We start from the raw sequence: 22,672 nt of genomic DNA on the forward strand, positions 1-22,672 counted from the left end.
GGTCTCGGCCGTGTGACGGGCGATCGGGCTGGTCTCGGCCGTGTGGCGGTCCAGCAGCTCCGCGGCCGTGGCTCGGCCCGCCGCCCTGGACAGGCCGAGCAGGCGGCCGATCAGCAGCAGGTTCTGCGCGCCGGTCAGCTTCTCGTCCACGGAGGCGTACTGGCCGGTCAGGCCGATCAGCTCGCGGACCCGCGGGGCCGCGCGGGTGACGTCGTACCCGCCGACCAGGGCTCGGCCGGCGTCGGAGGCGGTCAAGGTGGCGAGGACGCGTACGGCGGTGGTCTTGCCGGCGCCGTTCCGAGGACGCCGAGCACGGCGCCGGCCCTGGCCCGCAGGTCGACGCCGTCGAGCGCGGTCCTGTCGCCGCACCTCTTGACGAGCCCTTCGGCTTCGATCGTGTACGTCATGCCCCCGACGCTGCCGGGCCGCCCTGGCACGGGCCTGTCAGGACCTGTCAGCGACCTGGCGGGCTGAGGCAGACTGCGGGTACACGCCTCGACCCCGATCCGGAAGGTGATCCCGATGCCTGACGACCGGCAACCGCCCACGTGGCCGCCCCCCGGCCTGGACGTCAGCAAGCCCACCATCGCCCGCGCCTACGACGCGCTCCTCGGCGGCGGCAACAACTTCGCCGCCGACCGCGAGCTGGCGAACTATGCCTGCGACCACATTCCGGGCCTCCGGGAGTCCGCCCTGGAGAACCGCAAGGTCCTGGTCCGGGGCATCCGCCACCTGGCGGGTGAGGCGGGCATCGACCAGTTCGTCGATCTGGGCAGCGGGCTGCCCACCGCGCAGAACACCCACGAGGTCGCCCGGGCGCTGAACCCCCGGGCCCGCGTCGCCTACGTCGACATCGACCCCCTGGTCCACCTGCAGGGCCGGGCGATCCTCGCCGGCGACGACGACACCACGGTCGTCACCGCCGACGTCCGCGAACCCGAGACCGTCCTGCGCCATCCCGACGTGACCCGGCTGATCGACTTCGACCGCCCGGCCGCGCTCATGCTCGTGGGCATGCTGCACTACCTGTCACCCGAGATCGCCGGCCCCGTGGTCGCCGCCTACCGGGACGCGCTGGCGCCGGGCAGCCACCTGTTCATCACGTCGCTCGTCGACACCGGCCTGCCCGCGCAGCGCGAGCTCGCCCGCATCACCCGCGAGACCCTGGAGGAGGGCTGGGCGCGCACCCCGGACGAGATCGAGCGCTACTTCGGCGACTTCCAGCTGGTGGAGCCGGGAGTCGTCTACACCGCGCTCTGGCGCCCGGACGGGCCGGTGGACCCCGGCGACCTGACCCCGGGGGAACGACTGGGGATGGCGGGGATCGCCCGCAAGAAGCGGTGAACTAGGCGGGATCCGCCTGCCAGCGCCAGTTGTCGCGCTCGTACACCGGGACGAACCCGGCCTGCTTCATGTTGTGCAGCGACGTGTTGTGCTCGCCCGGCAGCTCCGCGCCGGTGTCGGAGAAGAGCGTGCGGCACCCCGCGGCGGCCGCGTCGGCGAGGCGCGCCCGGAGCATCGCGCGCTGGCCGCCGTGCCCGCGATGCGGCTCCAGGGTGGCGCAGCCGAACAGCTGGGCCGTCTCGCCGCCGACGAACATGCCGGCCGCCGTCACCGGCTCGCCGTCCACCCGGATGAGGTAGGCGCGGAACCGCGGGTGGTCGGCGAAAACGGTCATCACGTCAGCCAGCGGCCCCTCCGGCATGCCGAAGCCGCGGAGCAGCAGGGATGCCCACTCGGCCGCCGTGTCCGCGCCGACCCGCTCCACGGCCGGCTCGGGGAGGGGCGGCGGCACCTCCGACAGGTCGCGGGCGAGCTTCACCCACGGCCGCTCGCGCGACAGGCCGTACGCGGCGCGGATGTCTTCCCAGTCGGGAGGCAGCACCGACGGCGCGAGCTGCAGCACTGCCGCCGGCACCCCCCTGGACCGGTAGAGATCGAGAACCTCGCCGATCAGATCGGCCGTCACCGGCCTGGAGAATCCGAACCCCAGCGCCTTGTTCCAGTAGTTCGCCGGGTCGTTGCGCATGGACAACACCACGCCGCCACCCAGCCGGGCGCTCTCGACGCCGAGGATCTCGCGGGCCCCGGCCGGCGCGCACGCCCCGAACTCGAACAGGCCCGCGGCTTCTGACGACTCCATGACGTACGGATCAACATTCATGACGACTCCCTCGTGAGAAAGAGCGAAAGCCGTTTCGGACGTCGCCAAGCCCGCGTTCCAGGCCAGCCCCCGCCAAGCCCCCGCTTCCGGGGACGATATCCCACGCCGGATCGCGATCTTCGCCCGGTGCGCCACCGTCCGGTGGCGGACTCCCGGATTGGGCCTTGTAAGGACGCGCAGTCAGGACTACGATCGCCACATCTCTTAGGAAAGTTTACTAACAGTAATCTTCGTCCAGACGCGTCCTGACAACCCCTGCAAAGGACCGCCGACCCCGACCGGCCCGCCCGCGCGGGCCCAAGCCGTACGGCCTGCGCCCTCACCCCCCGACGCGGGCCGTACGGCGGGCCACACCCCCCGAAGGACGGACCATGAGATTCCTCCTGGCTCTCCCGCTCCTGGCCCTCTTCCTCGTCGCCACCCCCGCCCACGCCGCCACGGCGACCGCCTCGTTCGTCAAGACGGCCGACTGGGGCTCCGGCTTCGAGGGACGGGTCACCGTCACCAACACCACCGCCACCTCGATGAACGGCTGGAACGTCCAGTTCGACGTCCCGGCCGGCTTCTCGATCCCGTCCGCGTGGGACGCGGTCATGTCGAGGAGCGGCCAGCGCTACACCTTCACGAACCCGAGCTGGGCGCCCACCCTCGCGCCCGGCGCCGAGGCCACGTTCGGCTTCACCGGCAACCCCGGGAACTTCCCCGGCATCACCGGCTGCACCCTGAACGGAGCGGCCTGCGGCGACGGCGAGCCCACCCCGGGCGTGCCGGGCAGGCCGGGCCCGGCCTCCGCCACCGCGACCGGCACCTCGATCGCGCTCTCCTGGGGAGCGTCGCCCGGAACGGTGATCGGCTACCGGGTCTACGAGGGCACCGCTGTCAAGGCCACAGTCACGGGCACGAGCGCCACGATCGGCGGGCTCGGCGCCTGTGAGACGCACACGTACACGGTCAGGGCGTACAACGCGCAGGGCGAGTCGGCCGCGGGCGACCCCGTGACGGCCACCACCACCGGCTGCACGGGCGGCGGCGGCACCCTGCCCGCGCGCGTCCTCACCGGTTACTGGCACAACTTCGTGAACCAGGCCGCCGAGCTCAGGCTGTCGGCCGTCCCCGACGAGTACGACCTCGTCGCCATCGCGTTCGGCGAGGCCACCGCCGTTCCCGGCGAGGTCGCCTTCGCCCTCGACCCGGGGCTCGCCGCGGCCGTCGGCGGCTACACCGACGCCCAGTTCAGAGCCGACGTCCAGGCCCTGCGCGAGCGCGGCAAGAAAGTCGTGCTGTCCGTGGGCGGCGAGACCGGGCGCGTGCAGGTCGCGAGCGCCGCCGCGGCCACCCGCTTCGCCGACTCCGTCCACGCCCTGATGCGGACGTACGGCTTCGACGGCGTGGACATCGACCTGGAGAACGGCCTCAACGCCACCTACATGGCGCAGGCGCTCAGGTCGCTGCGCGCCCAGGCCGGCCCCGGCCTCATCATCACGATGGCCCCGCAGACCATCGACATGCAGTCGACCGGAATGGAGTACTTCAAGCTCGCCCTGTCCATCAAGGACATCCTCACGATCGTCCACACGCAGTTCTACAACTCCGGCTCGATGCTCGGCTGCGACCAGGCCCAGGCGTACGCGCAGGGCTCGGTCGACTTCATCACCGCCCTGGCCTGCCTCCAGCTGGAGAACGGCCTGCGCCCCGACCAGGTGGCCCTCGGCCTGCCCGCCGGGCCCGGCGCCGCGGGCGGCGGGATCGTCGCGCCCTCCGTCGTCAACCGGGCGCTCGACTGCCTGGCCACGCGCACGAACTGCGGCCGCTTCGTGCCGCCGCGCGCGTACCCGGACATCCGGGGCGTCATGACCTGGTCCATCAACTGGGACGCCAGCCACGACTGGTCCTTCTCCAAGACCGTCAAGCCGCACCTCGAAGGAATGTCATGAGACTACGCAGCAGGCTCACCGCCCTCCTCACCGGAGCGGCACTGGCGCTGACCGGCGCCGGACTCGTCGCCGCACCCACCGCTCACGCCGCCGTCCAGCAGGTGGCCGCCGCCTGGGCGCCGGGGACGTCGTACGCCGCCGGAACGGTCGTCACCTACAACGGCGTCAGCTACGTGTGCCTCCAGTCGCACACGTCCCAGGCCGGCTGGGAGCCGCCCAACGTGCCCGCGCTCTGGCGGGCGGGAACGGGCGGCGGCGGCGACAGCGCGGCGCCCTCCGCGCCCGGCAACCTCCGCTCGACCGGCGTCACCTCCAGCAGCGTCTCGCTGGCCTGGAACGCCGCCACCGACAACGTCGGCGTCACCGGCTACCAGGTCTACCGCGGCGGCACCCAGGTCGCGACGGTGACCGGCACGACCTACACCGACACCGGCCGGGCCGCGGCCACGAGCTACACCTACACCGTCCGGGCCCGCGACGCGGCCGGCAACCTCTCCGCCCCCAGCAACGCCGTCACGGCCACCACCGCCACGGGCGGCGGCCCCGGCCCGGCTCCGGCCAGGATGCCCGGCGCCCCGTACCTCTACATGGGCTGGGGCAGCCCGCCCAACCCTGGCACGGTCATGGACACGACCGGCGTGCGCTCGTTCACGATGGCGTTCATCCTGTCGGGCGGCGGCTGCAACCCCGCGTGGGACGGCCAGCGCCCGCTGACCGGCGGCACCGACCAGCAGGCGATCAACACGATCAAGTCGAAGGGCGGCAGCGTCCAGGTCTCGTTCGGCGGCTGGTCGGGCAACAAGCTCGGCCCCAACTGCTCCTCGCCGCAGGCGTTCGCGGGCGCGGTGCAGCGGGTCATCGACGCCGTCGGCCCCGCCGTCGTGGACTTCGACATCGAGAACACCGACGAGTTCGCCAACTACACCGTCCAGGACCGCATCCTGAACGGCCTCAAGATCGTCAAGGCGGACAACCCGAACGTCAAGGTCGTCGTCACCTTCGGCACCACCAGGACCGGCCCCGACGAGCACGGTGTCCGGCTCATCAACCGGTCGAGGGAGCTCGGCGTGCCCATCGACAACTACACGATCATGCCGTTCAACTTCGGCGGCTCGAACCTCTACCAGGACACCGTCAACGCGTCCGAGGGCCTGAAGAACGCGCTCAAGAACGCGTTCGGCTGGAGCGACGCCCAGGCGTACGCGCGCATGGGCATCTCGGGCATGAACGGCCTGTCCGACCAGCAGGAGCTGACCACGCCGGGCACGTGGACGCAGATCCGCGACTGGGCCAGGGACCGGGGCCTCACCAGGCTCGCGTACTGGGCGGTCAACCGCGACCGGCCCTGCCCCGGCGGCGGCGTCGCCGCGCACTGCAGCGGCATCGCGCAATCCGACTGGGAGTTCACCAGGATCACCGCCGGATTCTGAGCCGTCATCCGGGCCGTCACCTGAGCCGTTGTCCCAGCCGGACGAGCTGGGTGGGCTTGAGCGGGATGCCCTGGCCCGGCGGCCGGTAGGTGGGCAGCGCCTCGCCGTACTCGTGCATCCAGGCGTGGTCCACCAGCAGCCGCATCCGTCCTGACCCCCGCACGCCGCCCGGCTCGGCCGGGGCCGCCGGCCCGGACAACCGGGTCACGGCCCCGGCCACCAGCTCCGGGTCGGGCGGCGACAGGTCGCAGTGCTCGTCCGGCCCGATGAGCAGGTCCACGTCGGGCGGCAGCGGGTAGATCGGCCGCGGCAGGGCCAGCACGCGCGGCGGCGGCGCCATCGGCCAGCCGGACTCCACCGCCTCCAGCAGCACCGACCGCGACGTCCTGCGCTCGAACAACCCCTCGGCCAGCGCCCAGCTCAGCGCGCCGACGTCGGCCCGGTCCTCGCCGCAGGCGTGCAGGCACAGGTACGGCACCAGCGGGATGCCGGGACCGCTCGCCTGCGCCCACCCGTTCCCGCACCCGGTGAGCACGAGCAGCGCCAGCATCGCCCGGTAGGCGGTGTCGGCGTGCGGCGTCTCGAGCCGCCCCGGGACGATCACGCACCGCCCGCCGGTCTTCTCCGCCGTCACGCCCAGCTCCCGCGCCGTCTTCAGCGCCCGCGAGGCGGCCACCCCCGTGTACGCCTCCTGCCAGGCCGGCGTGTACGGCTCCCGCCGGTCGTCGTAGCCGTCCGGCCACAGGCCCGGCAGCCCCGGGCGGGACACCCCGTAGACGGCCAGCAGCAGGTCGAACACCGTCGTCACCAGCTCGCCGCCGTCACGCAGCACCGGCACCCCGCGTCGCAGCACCCGCGGCCCGTCGTCGAAGCGCGGCAGCAGCACCTCCGCCGTCTCACCGCCGTACACGCTGAGCCGGTCGCAGGCCCCGCCCGTCAGCCCGGCCGGCACGTACGCCCCCTCGCGCTCGCGCAGCCGCACCAGGAACGGCAGGTCCGTGTGCTCCATCGCGTGCCCGCAGAAGGGGGAGCGGTCGAGGAAGAACTCCTTGAGCAGCACGTGCCCCATGGCCATGGCCAGAGCGCCGTCGGTGCCCGGCCGGACGACCAGCGTCTCGTCCGACAGCCGCGTCGGATGCGTACCGATCGCGACCACCTTCTGCCCCTTGTACCGCCCGGCGATCACCCACGGCGTTTCCGCCGTACGGACCATCCGGTTGTTCTCCCCCCACAGCAGCACATACGCCTGCCGCGCCCAGTCGTCGGCCTTAGGGCCCGCGAAACACGGCCCCAGCACCTGCTCCGGCGCGCACGGATGCTCGGTCAGCACCGCGCCGCCGAGGTCGCCGACGACCCGCGCCAGCGGCGCCGTCGCGAGCGCCGCCACCCGGTCGGCGCCGTGCTCGGCCGCGGTGTGCACGATGGCCGCCGCCGCGAGCTCGGCCGCCGTGCCGTCGTCCAGCGGCACCCGCCGCTCACCCCTCGCCCGGCGATAGGAATCCGCGCTGCCTGTGAGTTTCGCCCAGGCGGCGACCGGGTCGTGCAGCCCATCCCTCACTTCGAAATAGAGCCTGATCAGTGCCTGGTTGACCTGCGATCCCCCCATGGAAAAAGTTCAACACAGAGCGGCATCCCGTATCGGGATACGTGTCGGCATGTCGGGGATAGGAATGGCAAGCCCAGGTGGCAGGACTCCCCATGTTGCGGCAGGCTAGAGCCCGCCATGGATTACGCACTTCTCACGGGGATCGTCCTCGTCGCCGGTGTCACCCTCGCCCTGGTCGCCCAGTGGCGCGACTGGCGCCCTCCGCTCGTCGTCGCCATCCTCGTGGGCGCGGCCATCCGTGTGCTCATCATGTGCACCTCCGCGGTCGACACCTGGCAGCCCGTCGACTTCGTGGAGAGCTTCAAACCCGCGGGCGAGGCCGTGCTCCGCGGGCAGGACCCGGTGCTGGCCAGCGAGGGCGGCTGGCACTTCCTGCCGACCATCCCCTACGTCTACGGCATCCTGCTGTGGCTCGGCATCCCGTGGGAATACGCCGGCCGCCTGGTCACCGTGGTCTCCGACATCGTGCTGATCCCGCTGGTCGCCAAGCTGGCCGGCGGCCCGAAGGCGTCGCTGCGCGCCCTGCAGTACGCGCTCAACCCGCTCGCCGTGCTCATCGCCTGCGTCCACGGCCAGGTCGAGCCGGTCGCGCTCGTGTTCGGCGTGGCCGCGTTCGTGGTCGCCCGCGGCCCCGGCGATCCCGAGCGGCCCGGCATGGTGACCGACGTGGTGGCCAGGGTGCGCGGCGGCGTGACGGCGTACGGCGTGCGCGGCTCGATCCCGCGGGTGCTCGGCCCCGGCGGCATGCTGCACCGCGCGCTGCTGCCCGGCCCCGACGACCGCGCCCACCTGCGGCGCGGCGCCCTGGCCGGGGTGCTGATGGGGCTCGCGCTGTGCGCCAAGAGCTGGCCGATCTGGCTGATCCCCGGCATGCTGCTGCTCCTGCCCGGCCTGCGGGCCCGGATCGCCGCGCTGTTCACCACCGGGCTGGTGCCGCTGTTCTTCCTCGTCACGCTGCCGGTCTTCGCCGGTACGTCGCTCCAGCAGATCCCGGCGGTCATCGACACCATCCGCGACATCCGGCCCATCGTCGGCGAATACGGCTGGACGCCGTGGTTCACCGGCGGCGACTGGGCGCTGCGCCCCGACCTGGCGTCGTTCGGCACCAACCTCATCTACGTCAGCGTCATCGTCGTTCTCTTCGTGTGGCGGCGCGCCGACCCGATCGACCTGACCACGGCCGTCCTGCTCGTCTTCATGGTGATGACGCCCCGGCTGGGCGCCCAGTACCTGCTGTGGTTCATGCCGTTCCTGATCGCGCGGCCGACCAGGTTCGCCTGGCCGGCCATCCTCGCCGTCTGCCTCTGGTCCGGCTACGGCTACCTCTACATGACGCAGTTCGACGTCAACACCTGGTGGGCGCTGCATTCGTACTGGTCACGCGCGTCGATCGTGCTGCTGCCGATCCTGGCGCTGGCGATGCCGTGGGACCGCCGCGTCTCGACGGCCCCAGGGCCTCCGCCTGCCGCGCCGGGCAGGCTCACGGCCGCGTCATCGGCATAGGCGCCCCCACAGGGTGACCCACTGGTCGGGGTGGACGTGCCCGACGACGGCGTCACGGGCCACGCCCGCGGCCTCCAGCGCGGCGTCCACCCGGTCGTAACGGGCTTTCAACGAGGCCCGCACCGATCCGCCGACGCCGCCGAAGCCCAGCTCGACCAGCTCCTGGTACGAGCGCCGCTCCGCCACGAGAGGCTCGGGCCTGCGTTCCATCCGCAGGATCGCCGAGTCGACCGACGGCACGGGACGGAACGCCTCCCTGCCGACCGTGTCGCCCAGCCGCCAGTGGAACCACGGCCACGACTCCACCGTGACCAGGCTCCAGCGGCCGTAGTCGCCGGTGCGCTTGCGGGCGTACTCCCGCTGCGTGAGCAGGGTCGCCGAGGTCAGTGACGGCGCCCGCAGGCACCAGTCGACGATCTTCGACGTGATCGCGTAGGGGATGTTCCCCGCGACCGCGAACGGTTCGCGCGGCGCCCGCGCGGCCGTGAAGTCGCCCCTGACCACCGTGATGCGGGAGTCGTCACGCGTACGCGAGGCCAGCCGGCCGGCCAGCCGGGGATCGACCTCGTACGCGATGACCCGCGCGCCCGCCTCGGCCAGCGCGAAGGTGAGCACGCCCTCGCCCGCGCCGGGCTCCAGCACGAGCCCTTCCGGAGCGGCGGCCTTGATCATCAGCTCGACGGCATGCTCGTCGACCATGAAGTTCTGCGAGAGCGTACGCCGCGCCCGGTCCACGGGCGTGCGGCCGCCGCCGCTGTTCTTGGCCTTCTTCTGGGTGTGTGAATAGTTTCCGTGCGCGAAAGTCTTCGCCACAGCACTGCCCTTCTGGGTCCTCGAGATTCGACAGGTCTCGAAGGGCCCTGGGCACGCGCGTGCGGACGCGCCGGCTCAGATCAGTCTGATGTCACCGCGTCCGTCAGCGGGCCAGGGCCCGGCTGTGGCGGATGCGCATGAACACGGTGCAGGCGGATATGCATGACATGCCGGCCACGCTATGCAGCGGCCCGTCCGGCGGGCAACCGAATAAATGGGATGCGCGCGGCGCACCGGATTCGCCACTCTGGAGACCGTGCAAGCGACGATCACGGTGACTCCGGCGCAGCTCCCCGAGCTGTTGCTGCACGTCGCCGTGGTCCGGCCGGTGTTCCTGTGGGGGGCGCCCGGCATCGGCAAGAGCTCGCTGGTGCGCGACTTCGCCGCTGCGCTCGGCCTGGAGTGCGTGACCCTGCTCGGCACCCAGCTCGCCCCCGAAGACCTGATCGGCGTGCCCGAGCTGGTCGACGGCCGCAGCCGGTTCGCGCCGCCCGAGTCGATCGCCAGGGACGAGCCCTACTGCCTCTTCCTCGACGAGCTCAACGCCTCCGCGCCCGAGGTGCAGAAGGCGTTCTACTCACTGATCCTCGACCGCAGGATCGGCACGTACGAGCTGCCGGCCGGGTCCGTGGTGATCGGCGCCGGCAACCGGGCCACCGACAACGCGCTGGCCCGCCCGATGGCCTCCGCGCTGATCAACCGCCTGGTCCACATCCATCTGCGGGCCTCGGCCGACGACTGGCTGAAGTGGGCGGCCGAGCACGGCGTCCATCCGTGGATCGTCGACTACCTCGTGCAGCGGCCCGACCACCTGTGGAGCCCGCCGCCGAAGACCGAGGAGCCGTTCTCCTCGCCACGGGCCTGGCACATGTTGTCCGACGTGCTCGGCTCGTACGGCGACGACATCGCCGATGAGACCCTCGCCACGCTCGCGTTCGGCACGCTCACCACCGAGCACGCCTCCGCCTTCCGCGCCTACGTCAAGACCGTGCGGCACGCGTACGACCTGGAGGCTGTGCTGAAGGGGGAGGCGCCCTGGCCCCGGCGGCCGGAGGAGCGCGACCTGCTCTACTTCCTGGCCGAGGCGTTCCGCGCCCGTCTGGTCAAGGAGCTGCCCGCCGACAAGCGCGGCGCCTCCGGCAGCGGCCGCGACCTGGGCTTCCGCGCCAAGACGCTGCTGGTGGAGCTGGCCGAGATCTCGCTCGAATGCGCCCAGCTGGTCATCGCGAACGACGCCGACGGCGCGCCCGCGCTGCCCACCTGGTTCCTCGTCGAGGTCGCCAGGGACGTGCCGCGGCTGATGGCCGCTCGATCGTGAGCATCGTGAGCCGGTCTTGACCAGGCGCAGAGCAAAGGTCGACCCGTGGCGGGCGGAGGTGCTCAAGGGCTGGCACGCCGCGGTCGACCTGCCGCTGTTCCGCGTCTTCCGCAGCCGTCTGTACGACGCCGGCGACGGCGAGCTGTCCGGCGACACCTGGGCGATCGTCACCGACCACGGCGACGTCCGGTTCCACCCCAAGCGCCGCGCCCCCGCCGAGGAGTGGTCGTGGGTCTTCGCCCACCTCCTGCTCCACGTGGGCTTCGGCCACGCCGATCCGCGCACGTGCGCCCTCAAGGACATCGACGCGGACCGCCCCGACCCCGCCTACCACGCCGCCTGCTGCGTGGCCGTGGAGCGGTTCCTGCGCACACTCAAGATCGGCCGCTGTCCCGAACCGCTGCCCGCCGAGCTGCCGGAGAACGACGAGGTGACGCTGTCCGAACGGTGGCGCAGGCTCGGTGTGCCAGAGCCGTTCAAGCCCGTCGGCGAGCCCGATTTCCGGATCGGCTCCGCGAAGCTGGCCGAGCATCTCGGCTTCCAGCGCTCGTTCGCGATCGGCGTCGCCGGGGCGGCCACCGCCGCGCTCGACCGGGCCGGCGCGCCGCGCACCACCGCCGACGGCCACGTGAAGGGGCCCTGGGACGCGGCGCTGCGCTGGTTCATGTCGTCCTATCCGCTGCTCGGCGCGCTGGCCAGCGGCATGACGATCGTCTCCGACGTGGAGCTGGCCAGGGGCTGGGACATCTCGATCGCCGCGGTCAGCGCCGAGGCCGGTGAGATCTACGTCAACCCGCTCGCCCGGCACTCCGCGCTCGAATGGCGGTTCGTGCTGGCCCACGAGATGCTGCACGCCGCGCTGCGCCACGGCGAGCGGGCCGGGCTGCGCGAGCCGTACCTGTGGAACGTCGCCTGCGACTACGTGATCAACGGCTGGCTGGTCGAGATGGGCGTCGGCGAGATGCCGGAAGGGCTGCTGTTCGACCAGTCGCTGAGCGGCATGTCCGCCGAGGCCGTCTACGACCGGATCGCCGGCGACCTGCGGCGCGTGCGTAAACTCGCCACCCTGCGCGGACGCGGGCTCGGTGATGTGCTCGACCGCCCGCCGCGCCGCCGGGGCCGCTACGTCGACCTCGACGAGTACTACCGCAACGCGCTGCGCAACGGCCTGGCCTACCACCACACCAGCGGACGCGGGTTCGTGCCCGCCGGGCTGGAGCAGGAGATCCGCGCGCTCGACCAGCCGCCGCTGCCCTGGGACGCCCAGCTCGCACGCTGGTTCGACGAGCACTTCCAGCCCGAGGAGCGGCGGCGTTCCTACGCCCGCGCCTCCCGCAGGCAGGCGTCGAGCCCCGACATCCCGCGGCCCGGCAGGGTCCGGCCGGAGGAGGTCGTCCGCAGGCGGACGTTCGGCGTCGTCCTGGACACCTCGGGCTCCATGGACGTGAAGCTGCTCGGCAAGGCGCTCGGCGCGATCGCCTCCTACGCCGCCGCCCGCGACGTGCCCCGCGCCCGAGTGGTCTTCTGCGACGCGGCCGCGTACGACGCCGGATACCTGCCGGTCGAGGAGATCGCGGGCAAGGTGCGGGTCCGCGGCCGGGGCGGCACCGTGCTCCAGCCGGGCGTCAGGCTGCTCGAACGCGCCGACGACTTCCCGCCCGACGGGCCCATCCTGCTGATCACCGACGGGCAGTGCGACGTGCTGCGCGTCCGCAGGGAGCACGCCTTCCTGCTGCCGCAGGGCGCCTCGCTGCCCTTCCGGGCCCGCGGACCGGTGTTCTTCCTGAAATAACGGCTTTGAGCTGGCATTGAGCTGACTCGGGTACACCTTTACCCATGGACCGACCCGCCCGGGTGCTCGTCGTCGACGACGAGCCGAACATCCGCGCCCTGCTGTCCCAGACCCTGCGCCTGGTCTCGTTCGAGGTCAGGACGGCGGAGACCGGCGCGGAGGCGGTGACGGCCGCCAGGGAGTTCCGGCCCGACATCGTGGTGCTCGACGTGATGCTGGAGGACATCGACGGGTTCGAGGTCGCCAGGCGGCTCGGCGAGCGCGTCCCCGTGCTGTTCCTCAGCGCCCGCGACCGCGTCGAGGACCGCGTCCAAGGGCTCACGCTCGGCGCCGACGACTACGTGGCCAAGCCGTTCAGCCTGGAGGAGGTCGTGCTGCGCATCCGCGCCATCCTGCGCCGCAACCGCTCCCGCCCCGAGGACGACGTCCTGCGCTACGCCGACCTGGAGCTCGACCCGCAGGCCCACGAGGTACGGCGGGCGGGCGTGCCGGTGGACCTGTCGCCCACCGAGTTCAACCTGCTCGAATACCTGCTGGCGAACGCCGGCCGGGTGGTGAGCAAGGCGCAGATCCTCGACAGCGTCTGGCGCTACGACTTCGACGGCGACTCCAGCATCGTCGAGTCGTACGTCTACTACCTGCGCAAGAAGATCGACAAGTTCGAGCCGCAGCTCATCCACACCGTGCGCGGCGTCGGCTACACCCTGAGGATCCCGCGGTGAGGCCCGCCGCCTGGAGCCTGCGCACCCGGCTGGTCATGGCCGTGCTCGGGCTCGCCACGCTCGGGCTGGTGCTGTCCAACGTGGTCGGCATCGCGTTGCTGCGCGACAACATGATGGGCCGGGTGGACCGGCAGATCGAGCAGCTGGCCAAGGTCGGCAAGACGAAGGGCGATCTGGTGTTCCCGGCCCAGCCGGTCCGCTCCGACGCCGTCTCCGAGCTGCTGGCCAAGCGGCTCGCGTCCGCCCAGCTGGTGATGATCTTCACGCCCGACGGCAAGCTTGAGGCCGACACCGCCGTCGACGACCGCCCGGTCATCGACGACCTGCGGACCGGCGTCACGTACACCGTGCCCGGCACCGCCGACCACCCGTGGCGCCTGCACGCCGTCGAGCTGCCGAACGGCAACACCTGGGTGATCGCCCAGTCGCTGGCCGAGCTGGAGCAGACCGAGACCTCCGCCATCGCCATCGCCGTCGCGGTGAGCGCGGTCACGCTGCTCCTCATCGGCCTGGCCGCCAACGCCGTCGTACGCCTGGGCCTGCGCCCCCTGACCCGGATGGAGGCCACCGCCGGGCAGATCGCCCGCGGCGACTTCGCCCGCCGGGTCCACGCCCGCGACCCGCACACCGAGCCGGGCCGCCTGGCCACGGCCATGAACGTGATGCTCGACCGCCTCCAGTCCGAGATCGCCGCGCGCACCGACTCCGAGACCCGCATGCGGCGCTTCCTCGCCGACGCCTCCCACGAGCTGCGCACCCCGCTCACCTCCGTACGCGGCTTCGCCGAGCTGCACCGCAGGGGCGGCGACGCCGGCGAGGCCATGCGCAGGATCGAGGACGAGGCCGCCCGGATGGGCGTGCTCGTCAACGACCTGCTCACGCTGGCCCAGCTCGACGAGGAACGCCCGCTCGACCGCGGGCCCGTCGACCTGCTGGAGGTGGCCGCCGACACGATCCGCGACGCCCGCGTCCGCGTGCCGGAGCGGCACGTCAGGCTGGCCGGCTTCGGCGGCGCGCTCGCCCCCGTCTCCGTCGTCGGCGACGAGGCCCGCCTGCGCCAGGTGGCCGCCAACCTCGTCGGCAACGCCCTCTGCCACACCCCGCCCGACGCCGACGTCACCGTACGGGTGGGCCGTACGGACGGCGCGGCCGTGCTGGAGGTGGCCGACACCGGCCCCGGCATCCCGCCCGAGCACGTGCCGCGCCTGTTCGACCGCCTCTACCGGGTCGGCCACGGCCGCTCCCGCGCCGACGGCGGCGCCGGGCTGGGCCTGGCCATCGTCGCCGCCATCGTCCGCGCCCACGGCGGTCGCGTCGAGGTCGACGCCCGGCCCGGCGCGGGCGCCGCGTTCCGCGTGTTCCTACCTGACTCCGAGGCGGCTCCCAGCCCGCGTTGAAGCGCGCCCGGCACGTTGGGCGCATGAGAAGAACACTCATCGTCACCGCCCTGGCCGTCGTGGCCACCGGCTGCGGAGCGCAGAGCGGCACGGGCGTCGCCTCCGTCACGGCGGCCTCCGCCGAGCCCGCCGCGAGCGCCGGCGCGACCCCCACCGCCGACCGCGCGGAGCAGGGCAGGAAGTTCGCCCAGTGCATGCGCGAGCACGGAATCCCCATGGAGGACCCGGGCGCCGACGGAGGCGGCGGTCTCAGCACAGTCATCAAGGACGTCGACAAGAAGAAGCTCAAAGAGGCCACCGAGGCGTGCCGCGCGCACGCGCCGTTCAAGGACCGCGGAGAGATCGACCCGGAGCAGGTCGACAAACTGCGCGAATTGGCCCGATGCATGCGCGAGAACGGCGTGGACATGCCCGACCCCACCGCCGACGGCAGGTTCCCCTCGGGCGCCATGCGCGGTTTCACGAGGAATGACCCCGCGTTCGAGAAGGCCTTCGAGGTCTGCGGCAAGGCGTTCCCCAAGCTGGGAGTGGGCAAGTGACGCAGGACCCGCGCCGGCCGCTGCGGCTGCTCGCCTGGAGCGGCGGCGCCGCGCTGCTCGCCGCCGCCGTGGCGGCCGCCGTGGCCGGCTTCGGCGGCGACCCCGCCCCGGCGGTGGCCGGCCGCACGCCCCCCGCCACCGCCCAGGTCGTCCGTACGACGCTCACCGAGACCAAGACCGTGGACGGCACCCTCGGCTACGGCGACCCGATCACCGTCACCGCCAGGTCGCAGGGCACGATCACCTGGCTCCCCTCGGAGGGCTCCACAGTCACCCGCGGCCACGCCGTCTACAGCGTGGACGCCGACCGCCGCCCCCTCCTGTACGGCACCATGCCCCTCTACCGCACCCTGCGCGACGGCGTCGAGGGCAAGGACGTCGAGCTCCTCGAACGCAACCTCGGCAAGCTCGGCTACGAGGGCTTCGACGTGGACGGCACCTTCACCTGGGCCACCCGTGAGGCCGTCGAGGACTGGCAGGACGACCTCGGCCTCGACGTCACCGGCCAGGTCGAGCCCGGCGACGTCGTGGTCGCCCGCGGGCCGCTGCGCGTCGCCGACCTGAAGAAGGCGCTCGGCGACGGCGCGAGCGGCCCCGTGCTCACCGCCACCGGCACCCGCCGCGAGGTCCGCGTCGACCTCGACGTGGCCGACGAACACCTCGTCCGCAAGGGCATGGAGGCCACCGTCGAGCTGCCCGACGGCACCACGGTGGACGGCGAGATCAGCCGCGTCGGCAAGGTCGCCGCCCAGGGCACCGGCGACGACACCGCCACCACCGTCGAGGTCACGCTGTCCGTGACCGGCCTCAAGAAGGCGTACGACGCGGCCCCCGTGGACGTCACGATCGTCGCCGACCGGCGGGAGGACGTCCTCGCGGTCCCCGTCGGCGCGCTGCTCGCCCTGGCCGAGGGCGGCTACGGCGTCCAGGTCGTCGACGGCGCCGCCACCCGCTACGTCGCCGTCGAGACCGGCCTGTTCGCCGACGGCCAGGTCGAGGTGACCGGTCTGGAGGAGGGCACGACCGTGGCGGTGCCCGCGTGATCGCCGAACTCCACGACGTGACCAAGCTGTACGGCGACGTCACCGCCCTGCGCGGCGTCTCCCTGGCTGTCGGCGAGGGCGAGCTCGTCGCCATCTCGGGGCCGTCCGGCTCGGGCAAGTCGACCATGCTGCACCTGCTCGGCACCCTCGACCGCCCGTCCGGCGGCGTCGTCCGCATCGCCGGCCATGACGTGCTCTCCCTCACCGACCGGCAGCTGTCCGCCCTGCGCGCGAACGTCATCGGCTTCGTCTTCCAGCAGTTCCACCTAGCCCCCGGCGTGCCCGCGCTGGACAACGTGGCCGACGGCCTGCTGTACGCCGGCCCGCCCCTGCGCGAACGGCGGCGGCGCGCGTACGAGGCACTGGAACGGGTGGGCCTCGCGCACCGGGTCGGCCACCGCCCGCACGAGCTGTCCGGCGGCGAACGGCAGCGCGTCGCCATCGCCCGCGCGGTCGCCGGTCGCCCGCGGCTGCTGCTCGCCGACGAGCCGACCGGCAACCTCGACTCCCGCTCCGGCGCCGGCGTCATGGACCTGCTGCGCGACCTGCACGCGGGCGGCACCACCGTCGTCGTCATCACCCACGACCGCGACATTGCCGCCTCGCTGCCCCGCCGCGTCGAGATGCTCGACGGCGGGATCGTGCAGGGGGCGCTGACATGAGCGTCCTGACCCCCGCCCGCATGCGGCCGCGCGACGTGCTCAGGACCGGCGGGGCCGGCCTGCGATCCAGGCCGCTGCGGGTGTTCCTGTCGGCGCTCGGGATCGCCATCGGCATCGCCGCCATGATCGGCGTCGTCGGCATCTCCGCCTCCAGCCAGGAGGACCTCAACCGGCGGCTCGAAGCGCTCGGCACGAACCTGCTCACCGTCTCGCCCGGCCAATCCCTGTTCGGCGAGTCGTCCCAGCTGCCCGAGGAGGCCGAGGGCATGATCGGCCAGATCGGCCCCGTCACCGCGGTCACCGCGACCGGCGCCACGCCGGCCAAGGTGTACCGCAACGACCACGTCCCCGAGGCCGAGTCGGGCGCCATCGCGGTCACCGCCGCCCGCCTCGACCTCCTGCGCGACGTCGGCGCCGCCGTCACCGCCGGCGCCTGGCTGAACGAGGCCACCCACCGCTATCCGGCCACCGTCCTCGGCGCGAAGGCCGCCGACCGGCTCGGCGTCGTCCGGCCGGGGCCCGACCAGCGGGTCTGGCTCGGCGGGCAGTGGTTCACCGTCGTGGGCGTGCTCGGCCCCGTGCCGCTCGCGCCGGAGCTCGACACGGCCGCGCTGGTCGGCTGGCCCGTCGCGGAGGAACGCCTCGGCTTCGACGGCTACGCCACCACCGTCTACGCCAGGGCGGAGGAGGCGTACGTCGTCCAGGTGCGCGACGTGCTCGCCGCCACCGCGAACCCGCAGCAGCCCAACGAGGTCGAGGTCTCCAGGCCGTCCGACGTCCTGGCCGCCAAGCAGGCCACCGACGCCGCACTGAACGCGCTCCTGCTCGGCCTCGGCGGCGTCGCCCTGCTGGTCGGCGGCGTCGGCGTGGCCAACACCATGGTCATCTCCGTGCTGGAACGCCGCGCCGAGATCGGCCTGCGCCGCTCACTCGGCGCCACGCGCGGGCAGATCCGCGCGCAGTTCCTGGCCGAGTCGCTGCTGCTGTCGGCCATCGGCGGCGTCGGCGGCGTGCTGCTCGGCATCGGTGTCACGGCCGCTTACGCGGGACTGCGCGGCTGGCCGGCGATCGTGCCCGGATGGGCCATGCTCGGCGGTGTGGCCGCCACCCTCGTCATCGGCGGCGCGGCCGGCTTCTACCCGGCCGTCCGCGCTGCCCGCATGTCACCCACCGAGGCCCTGGCCACCCCCTGACGGCTCCACGACGACGCGGACGAGGTGCCCGTGCGACCGGTACCCCGCGGGTCGCCGGGCATCACGCCCGTCACGCACTCGAAGACGCCGTCACCGGCCTGCCGTACCAGGAAGGAGGGCTCCGCGATCACCGACAGGAGCCTGATCACGGCGCGGTGCGCCTCGATGCCGAGGAGCTCCGTCTCGGGCCGGGCCCGCACCTCGCAGCAGCCGCTCGCCCAGCACCTCCCAGCCCGGCACGCGCCGCGGGTGAGGCGGCAGGTGCGCCTGCGGCTCCTGCGTCACCCAGCCGGCCCGCATGGCTCGGCCGGCCGGTGCGCGGCGGGCAGCATCGCCGCCGCGTCACTTCGACGTCCCACCGCCGTCGCTCCTCAGCATGTCCGATTGTGACAAGAGAACCCCGCCCCGTACGGGGTAGCGTCGCGTCACGATTCGTCGCCGATACAGGGGGAGCCATGGACATACTCGACCGCGCGGAGCGCTACCTGCACCTGCACGGCAGGCTGATCGACCGGCTGCGCTTCGAGGCGCTGTTCCGTGGCGGCTCCCGCGAACGCGTGCTCGACGCCCTGCGCTGCTACCAGAACGCCGACGGCGGGTTCGGCCACGCGCTGGAGCCCGACCTGCGCGGCCCGGGCAGCCAGCCGGAGCCGGTCGAGGTGGCGTTCTGGATCCTCGACCAGCTCGACGCGTTCGACTCGCCCATGGTGCCCGCCGCCTGCGACTACCTCGCCTCCGTCACCACGCCCGACGGCGGCGTCCCGTTCGTCCTGCCCTCCGCCCGGGAGGCGCCGCACGCCCCCTGGTGGGAGCCGGACGACGACCCGCCCGGCCACCTCATCCCCACCGCCTCCCTCGCCGCGCTGCTGCACAAGCACGGCATCTCCCATCCGTGGCTGGCGCCCGCGACGGAGTTCTGCTGGTCGAGCATCGCCGCCCTCCAGGAGACGACCCCGTACGTGGCACGCGCGGTGGTGCCGTTCCTGGAGCACGTGTCGGATCGGGGGCGGGCGGAGACCGAGTTCGACCGGCTGCGCGAGGCCATCCTGGCGACCGTGACCTTCGACCCGCACGCGCAAGGGGAGGCGCACTTCCCGCTGGACTTCGCCCCCGAGCCCCTGCGCCTGCCCCTGTTCTCCCAGGACGTCCTGGACACCCACCTCGACGCCCTCCTCGCCGCCCAGTCCCCGGAGGGCGGCTGGAACGGCAACTGGCCCATGTGGACCCCGCTGGTGGAACACGAATGGGGCGGTTACCTGACCGTCCACCGCCTCAACACCCTCCACACCTACACCCGCCTCGCCACCTGACCCCCTACCTCCGCCATGCCACCGAACCGGCACCCGCCCGCCCACGGCCACCCCTCCGCCCGACGCCGGCCCATGCCCGCCTTCTCCCGACCCACCCAACCCGGGCCTTTCCGCCTGATTCCATCGGCGCGGACCCACGGAGCTGCGCCTTCAGCCTGGACCAGGGACCCTGGCTTTCCCCTCGGACCAGGGACCCTGGCTTTCCCCCTGGACCCATCGGACCCTGCCTTTCCGCTATACCTGCGGGCGCTCGGCCATGGCTGCCTTTCGGTCAGGCGAGCACCAGCCGGTTCGGAGGGAGGCGAGCGCGACCCGATCGGGCGAAGCAAGGGCGGACCGCTTCCCCATTGACCCGGCCCGGGCGTTGCTCCACGGCAAGGTCTCGGATCCTGGCCACCCCGGCGCCCGGCCCGACTGCGCAACACCCTCCTACGGTCACTTCCGCGCAACCGGCCCGTCCACAGCCACCTTCTGCCCGACCTCCCACCGCCCGGCGTCCGGCTTACGGCCGAGCTGACCCCCGGTCGTCGCCGAGGGACCCGTGGTCTCTCAGCGGGGACTGCCTGCCGGGGTGACCTGCCCTGTTGGACCGCGGTCGTCTGTGGGGCGGCCTCGTTCTGTCGGACCGGCTGCGTACGGTGGGGGCATGTACGCCGAACGGTCCGCAACCCCTGACCTCGCCGGCCGCGTCGCGTGCGAGTGGGTGCACGTCAGCGAGACGGTGGGCAGCCGGCTCGTGGTGCCCGACGCGTGCGTCGACCTCATCTGGGGGCCCGAGGGCCTGTTCGTGGCGGGCCCCGACACCGGCCCCATGCCCGCAGCCGTCGGGCCGGGCGAGGTGCTGGCGGGCATCCGCTTCCGGCCCGGTGCGGCGGGCGGCATCTTCGGCCTCCCGCTCCCTGAGCTCCGCGACCAGCGCGTCGCCCTCAGCGATCTCCCGGACGTCCTCACCGTCACGGACGCCCTCTTCCCCACCACCGACGTCCCCCATGTCCTCTCCCTCGCCGAGCTCCCCGCCGTCCTGACCCACCCCGGTCCCACCTCCCGTACGCACGCCCTCGGCGAAGCGGCGTCGCACCCGCTCACGCTCGACGGGCCGAGGTCGCCTGGAGCCGTCTTCGACGGGCCCGCGCCCCATGCGCGCGCCTTCGCCGGATCCGCCTCGGTCGAGGAGGCCTTCGGGGCGGCACCGCGTCGGCGTGGGTTCACCAGGGCCGCGTCCGGTGGAGAGGCCCTCGACAGGCCGACGACGGATGGGCGCGCCTTGGCCGCGACCGCGTCCGGCGGGGGAGTCGCCGACAGGCGAGGGTCGCGCGGGAGAGCCTTGACCGGGTCCACCTCGAGTGGGAGAGCCTTCGACGGATCGGTGTCTCCTACCCGAGGCGTCTACGCGTCCGCTCGCGGGGATGCCGTCGACGTCGAGGCGCGGCTCGACCTGATGCGGGCCGCGGTCCGGAGCCGGCTGACGAGGATGGGGCCGGGCGCGACCGACCCGGCCGCCCCCGCCATCGCCGCGGCCCTGCGCGCGGGCCGCTCGGTCGCCGAGGTGGCAAGCGACCTGGGATACAGCGAGCGCCAGCTCCACCGCCGCGGCCTGACCGCGTTCGGCTACGCGCCGAAGACCCTCCAGCGCATCCTCCGCTTCCAGCACGCCCTGCGGCTGGCCCGCGCGGGCGTCCCACTGGCGGAGGTGGCCGTCACGGCGGGCTACGCCGACCAGGCCCACCTGGCCCACGACGTGAGACGCCTCAGCGGCGTACCGATGCGCAGCCTCCTGTCACCCGCGCGGGCGGCCTGACACGAGCGCCTGCGCCCACCCGGCGCTGGGGTCGCTGTCGATCAGCACCGCCCGCGTCAGCAGACTCAGCGGGATCGCGAGGATCGCGCCCAGCGGCCCCAGCACGAACGTCCAGACGATCAGCGAGACGAACGTCATCGTCGTCGTGAGCCCCACGGCATCCCCCAGGAACTTCGGCAGGATGAACGACTGCGTGACGACGTTGATGACGCTGTAGGCCACGATGACCAGCACCATCGTCTGTACACCGCCGTCCAGCAGGGCGAGCATGGTCGGCGGCAGCAGCGCGATGACGAACCCGATGTTCGGGATGTAGTTGGCGATGAGCGCGAGCACACCCCACAGCAGCGGCAACGGCACGTCCAGCAGCGACAGCGCGAGCATGTCGAGCACCGCGTTGATCAGCCCGAAGATCGTCGAGACGATCAGGTAACGCCGCGTCTTGTGCGCGAACGTCCCCAGCGCCGTCACCAGCTGCGGCCGGCTGCCCCCGCCGCTGGTGAGGACCTTCGCCGTCATCGGCGCGTCGAGCGACATCGCCAGCAGCAGGATCACGACGAGGAACAACGCCGACAGCACCCCGATCAGGCTGCCGAGCAGGATCTGCACCAGCCCCAGCACCCGCCCTGGGTCGAACGCCTCCAGCCCTCGGTTGAGCACCTCGTTGCTGATCCCGTGCGCGGCGGCCCACGCCTGGGCGTCGGCCAGCAGCCTCTCGAACTGCGTGGTGTACGTGGGCAGCAGCGCGGCGAGCTCGGTGGCCGAGATGGTCAGGATGCCCACCATGCCGAGCAGCACGAGCACGACGATGAGGAACGGCACCGCCACCTGAAGCCAGACGGGTGCCCGCCGGGCGGCGAGCCAGCTGCGTACGGGTGAGACGGCGATCACGAGGACGAGCGCGAGCACGACAGGACCGGCGATGGACGCGACCTCGCGGATCCCGAACAGCACGACCACCGCCGCCGCCATGCCCAGCAGGATGGTGAGCGCCCTGGGCAGGGGTTGATCTGGCACGCCCCCTACCTACCCGCGGTGCGGGCGCGAACCGTCGATTTGACGGTTCCGGGAGGCGTACATAGAGTTCACCAGTCCCCACGAGAACGGCGTTGATCGTCGTGCTCACTTGGGGACGACCTCCAGACTTCATCGTGACGGTGAGGCGTGCGCGTCCACTCCGAACGGCTGGTAAGTTTGAGGGGTTGTCTCCGAAAGGGGGCAGGCTTAATTCCCGCAGATCGAGCAAGTCCGGTCAATTTGACAGGAACTTGAACGGCTGAAAGAATAAAGCCACAACGAAAGACGAAATGAACGCCTCCGAGCGGGGATCACGAAAGTGGTTCTGGTGAGGAAGTACGCGTCCGTTTCTTGAGAACTCAACAGTGTGTTAAAAGCCAGTGCATGATTTTCATGCAACACCTCGTCAAAGAGATTGTTTGACGGTTTTG

Annotated in this window: 18 protein-coding genes and 1 pseudogene; 14 read left to right on the plus strand and 5 right to left on the minus strand. The window is 72.4% G+C overall.

The window, feature by feature from the left end:
- Positions 1-45: 45 nt before the first annotated feature.
- Positions 46-407 (minus strand): annotated as a pseudogene (locus ACIBP6_RS38090) (ATP-binding cassette domain-containing protein); the annotation flags it as partial.
- A 115-nt stretch (positions 408-522) separates the two neighbouring features.
- On the opposite strand from ACIBP6_RS38090, the gene ACIBP6_RS38095 reads away from it, so the two are divergent.
- Positions 523-1,344 carry an SAM-dependent methyltransferase gene (locus tag ACIBP6_RS38095; protein ID WP_397058905.1) on the plus strand — a complete coding sequence of 274 codons (822 nt, stop codon included), beginning with the start codon at positions 523-525 and terminating at the stop codon, positions 1,342-1,344.
- A 1-nt stretch (position 1,345) separates the two neighbouring features.
- Here the strand turns inward: ACIBP6_RS38095 and ACIBP6_RS38100 are convergent, their stop codons facing one another.
- Complete coding sequence (locus ACIBP6_RS38100; protein WP_397058907.1) at positions 1,346-2,164, minus strand: GNAT family N-acetyltransferase; 819 nt, start codon at positions 2,162-2,164, stop codon at positions 1,346-1,348.
- A gap of 371 nt (positions 2,165-2,535) precedes the next feature.
- Between ACIBP6_RS38100 and ACIBP6_RS38105 the strand changes: the two genes are divergently transcribed.
- Positions 2,536-4,098: a chitinase gene (locus tag ACIBP6_RS38105; RefSeq protein WP_397058909.1), complete on the plus strand. Its 1,563-nt coding sequence runs from the start codon at positions 2,536-2,538 to the stop codon at positions 4,096-4,098.
- Positions 4,095-5,528: a carbohydrate-binding protein gene (locus ACIBP6_RS38110; RefSeq protein WP_397058910.1), complete on the plus strand. Its 1,434-nt coding sequence runs from the start codon at positions 4,095-4,097 to the stop codon at positions 5,526-5,528. The genes ACIBP6_RS38105 and ACIBP6_RS38110 overlap by 4 nt, the downstream gene beginning before the upstream one ends.
- A gap of 16 nt (positions 5,529-5,544) precedes the next feature.
- Here the strand turns inward: ACIBP6_RS38110 and ACIBP6_RS38115 are convergent, their stop codons facing one another.
- Positions 5,545-7,134 carry a molybdopterin-dependent oxidoreductase gene (locus ACIBP6_RS38115; RefSeq protein ID WP_397058912.1) on the minus strand — a complete coding sequence of 530 codons (1,590 nt, stop codon included), beginning with the start codon at positions 7,132-7,134 and terminating at the stop codon, positions 5,545-5,547.
- A 117-nt stretch (positions 7,135-7,251) separates the two neighbouring features.
- Between ACIBP6_RS38115 and ACIBP6_RS38120 the strand changes: the two genes are divergently transcribed.
- Positions 7,252-8,637: a hypothetical protein gene (locus tag ACIBP6_RS38120; protein ID WP_397058914.1), complete on the plus strand. Its 1,386-nt coding sequence runs from the start codon at positions 7,252-7,254 to the stop codon at positions 8,635-8,637.
- Here the strand turns inward: ACIBP6_RS38120 and erm are convergent.
- The gene (gene erm, locus ACIBP6_RS38125; RefSeq protein WP_397058954.1) at positions 8,626-9,372 is read right to left on the minus strand and encodes an ErmE/ErmH/ErmO/ErmR family 23S rRNA (adenine(2058)-N(6))-methyltransferase; all 747 of its coding nucleotides are present in this window, start codon (positions 9,370-9,372) and stop codon (positions 8,626-8,628) included. The two genes, ACIBP6_RS38120 and erm, sit on opposite strands and share 12 nt — an antisense overlap.
- 334 nt (positions 9,373-9,706) lie before the next feature.
- Between erm and ACIBP6_RS38130 the strand changes: the two genes are divergently transcribed.
- The 10 genes from ACIBP6_RS38130 to ACIBP6_RS38175 all read left to right on the plus strand — a co-directional run bounded on the left by ACIBP6_RS38130 (position 9,707) and on the right by ACIBP6_RS38175 (position 21,224).
- Positions 9,707-10,768 carry an AAA family ATPase gene (locus tag ACIBP6_RS38130; protein ID WP_397058916.1) on the plus strand — a complete coding sequence of 354 codons (1,062 nt, stop codon included), beginning with the start codon at positions 9,707-9,709 and terminating at the stop codon, positions 10,766-10,768.
- A gap of 16 nt (positions 10,769-10,784) precedes the next feature.
- Positions 10,785-12,560, plus strand: a complete 1,776-nt coding sequence (locus tag ACIBP6_RS38135) for a vWA domain-containing protein (RefSeq protein WP_397058918.1) — start codon at positions 10,785-10,787, stop codon at positions 12,558-12,560.
- A gap of 44 nt (positions 12,561-12,604) precedes the next feature.
- Positions 12,605-13,282: a response regulator transcription factor gene (locus ACIBP6_RS38140; RefSeq protein WP_132619937.1), complete on the plus strand. Its 678-nt coding sequence runs from the start codon at positions 12,605-12,607 to the stop codon at positions 13,280-13,282.
- Entirely contained in the window at positions 13,279-14,679 is a 1,401-nt protein-coding gene (locus tag ACIBP6_RS38145; RefSeq protein WP_397058920.1) for a sensor histidine kinase, read from the plus strand. Before ACIBP6_RS38140 ends, ACIBP6_RS38145 begins: the two co-directional genes overlap by 4 nt.
- A 23-nt stretch (positions 14,680-14,702) precedes the next feature.
- On the plus strand, positions 14,703-15,218 hold the full coding sequence (locus tag ACIBP6_RS38150; RefSeq protein ID WP_397058922.1) for a hypothetical protein: 516 nt from the start codon (positions 14,703-14,705) through the stop codon (positions 15,216-15,218).
- On the plus strand, positions 15,215-16,261 hold the full coding sequence (locus ACIBP6_RS38155) for a peptidoglycan-binding protein (RefSeq protein ID WP_397058924.1): 1,047 nt from the start codon (positions 15,215-15,217) through the stop codon (positions 16,259-16,261). The genes ACIBP6_RS38150 and ACIBP6_RS38155 overlap by 4 nt, the downstream gene beginning before the upstream one ends.
- The gene (locus ACIBP6_RS38160) at positions 16,261-16,923 is read left to right on the plus strand and encodes an ABC transporter ATP-binding protein (RefSeq protein WP_397058956.1); all 663 of its coding nucleotides are present in this window, start codon (positions 16,261-16,263) and stop codon (positions 16,921-16,923) included. Before ACIBP6_RS38155 ends, ACIBP6_RS38160 begins: the two co-directional genes overlap by 1 nt.
- Positions 16,920-18,116, plus strand: coding sequence for an ABC transporter permease (locus ACIBP6_RS38165; RefSeq protein WP_397058926.1), 1,197 nt, complete (start codon positions 16,920-16,922; stop codon positions 18,114-18,116). Before ACIBP6_RS38160 ends, ACIBP6_RS38165 begins: the two co-directional genes overlap by 4 nt.
- 455 nt (positions 18,117-18,571) lie before the next feature.
- Complete coding sequence (locus tag ACIBP6_RS38170) at positions 18,572-19,426, plus strand: hypothetical protein (RefSeq protein ID WP_397058928.1); 855 nt, start codon at positions 18,572-18,574, stop codon at positions 19,424-19,426.
- A 646-nt stretch (positions 19,427-20,072) separates the two neighbouring features.
- Positions 20,073-21,224, plus strand: coding sequence for a helix-turn-helix domain-containing protein (locus ACIBP6_RS38175; protein WP_397058930.1), 1,152 nt, complete (start codon positions 20,073-20,075; stop codon positions 21,222-21,224).
- Here ACIBP6_RS38175 and ACIBP6_RS38180 read toward each other — a convergent pair.
- Complete coding sequence (locus tag ACIBP6_RS38180; protein ID WP_397058932.1) at positions 21,204-22,241, minus strand: AI-2E family transporter; 1,038 nt, start codon at positions 22,239-22,241, stop codon at positions 21,204-21,206. The genes ACIBP6_RS38175 and ACIBP6_RS38180 overlap by 21 nt on opposite strands.
- Between the last annotated feature and the right edge of the window lie 431 nt (positions 22,242-22,672).

The sequence above is a fragment of the Nonomuraea terrae genome, from assembly GCF_044465245.1.
GTDB lineage: Bacteria > Actinomycetota > Actinomycetes > Streptosporangiales > Streptosporangiaceae > Nonomuraea > Nonomuraea terrae.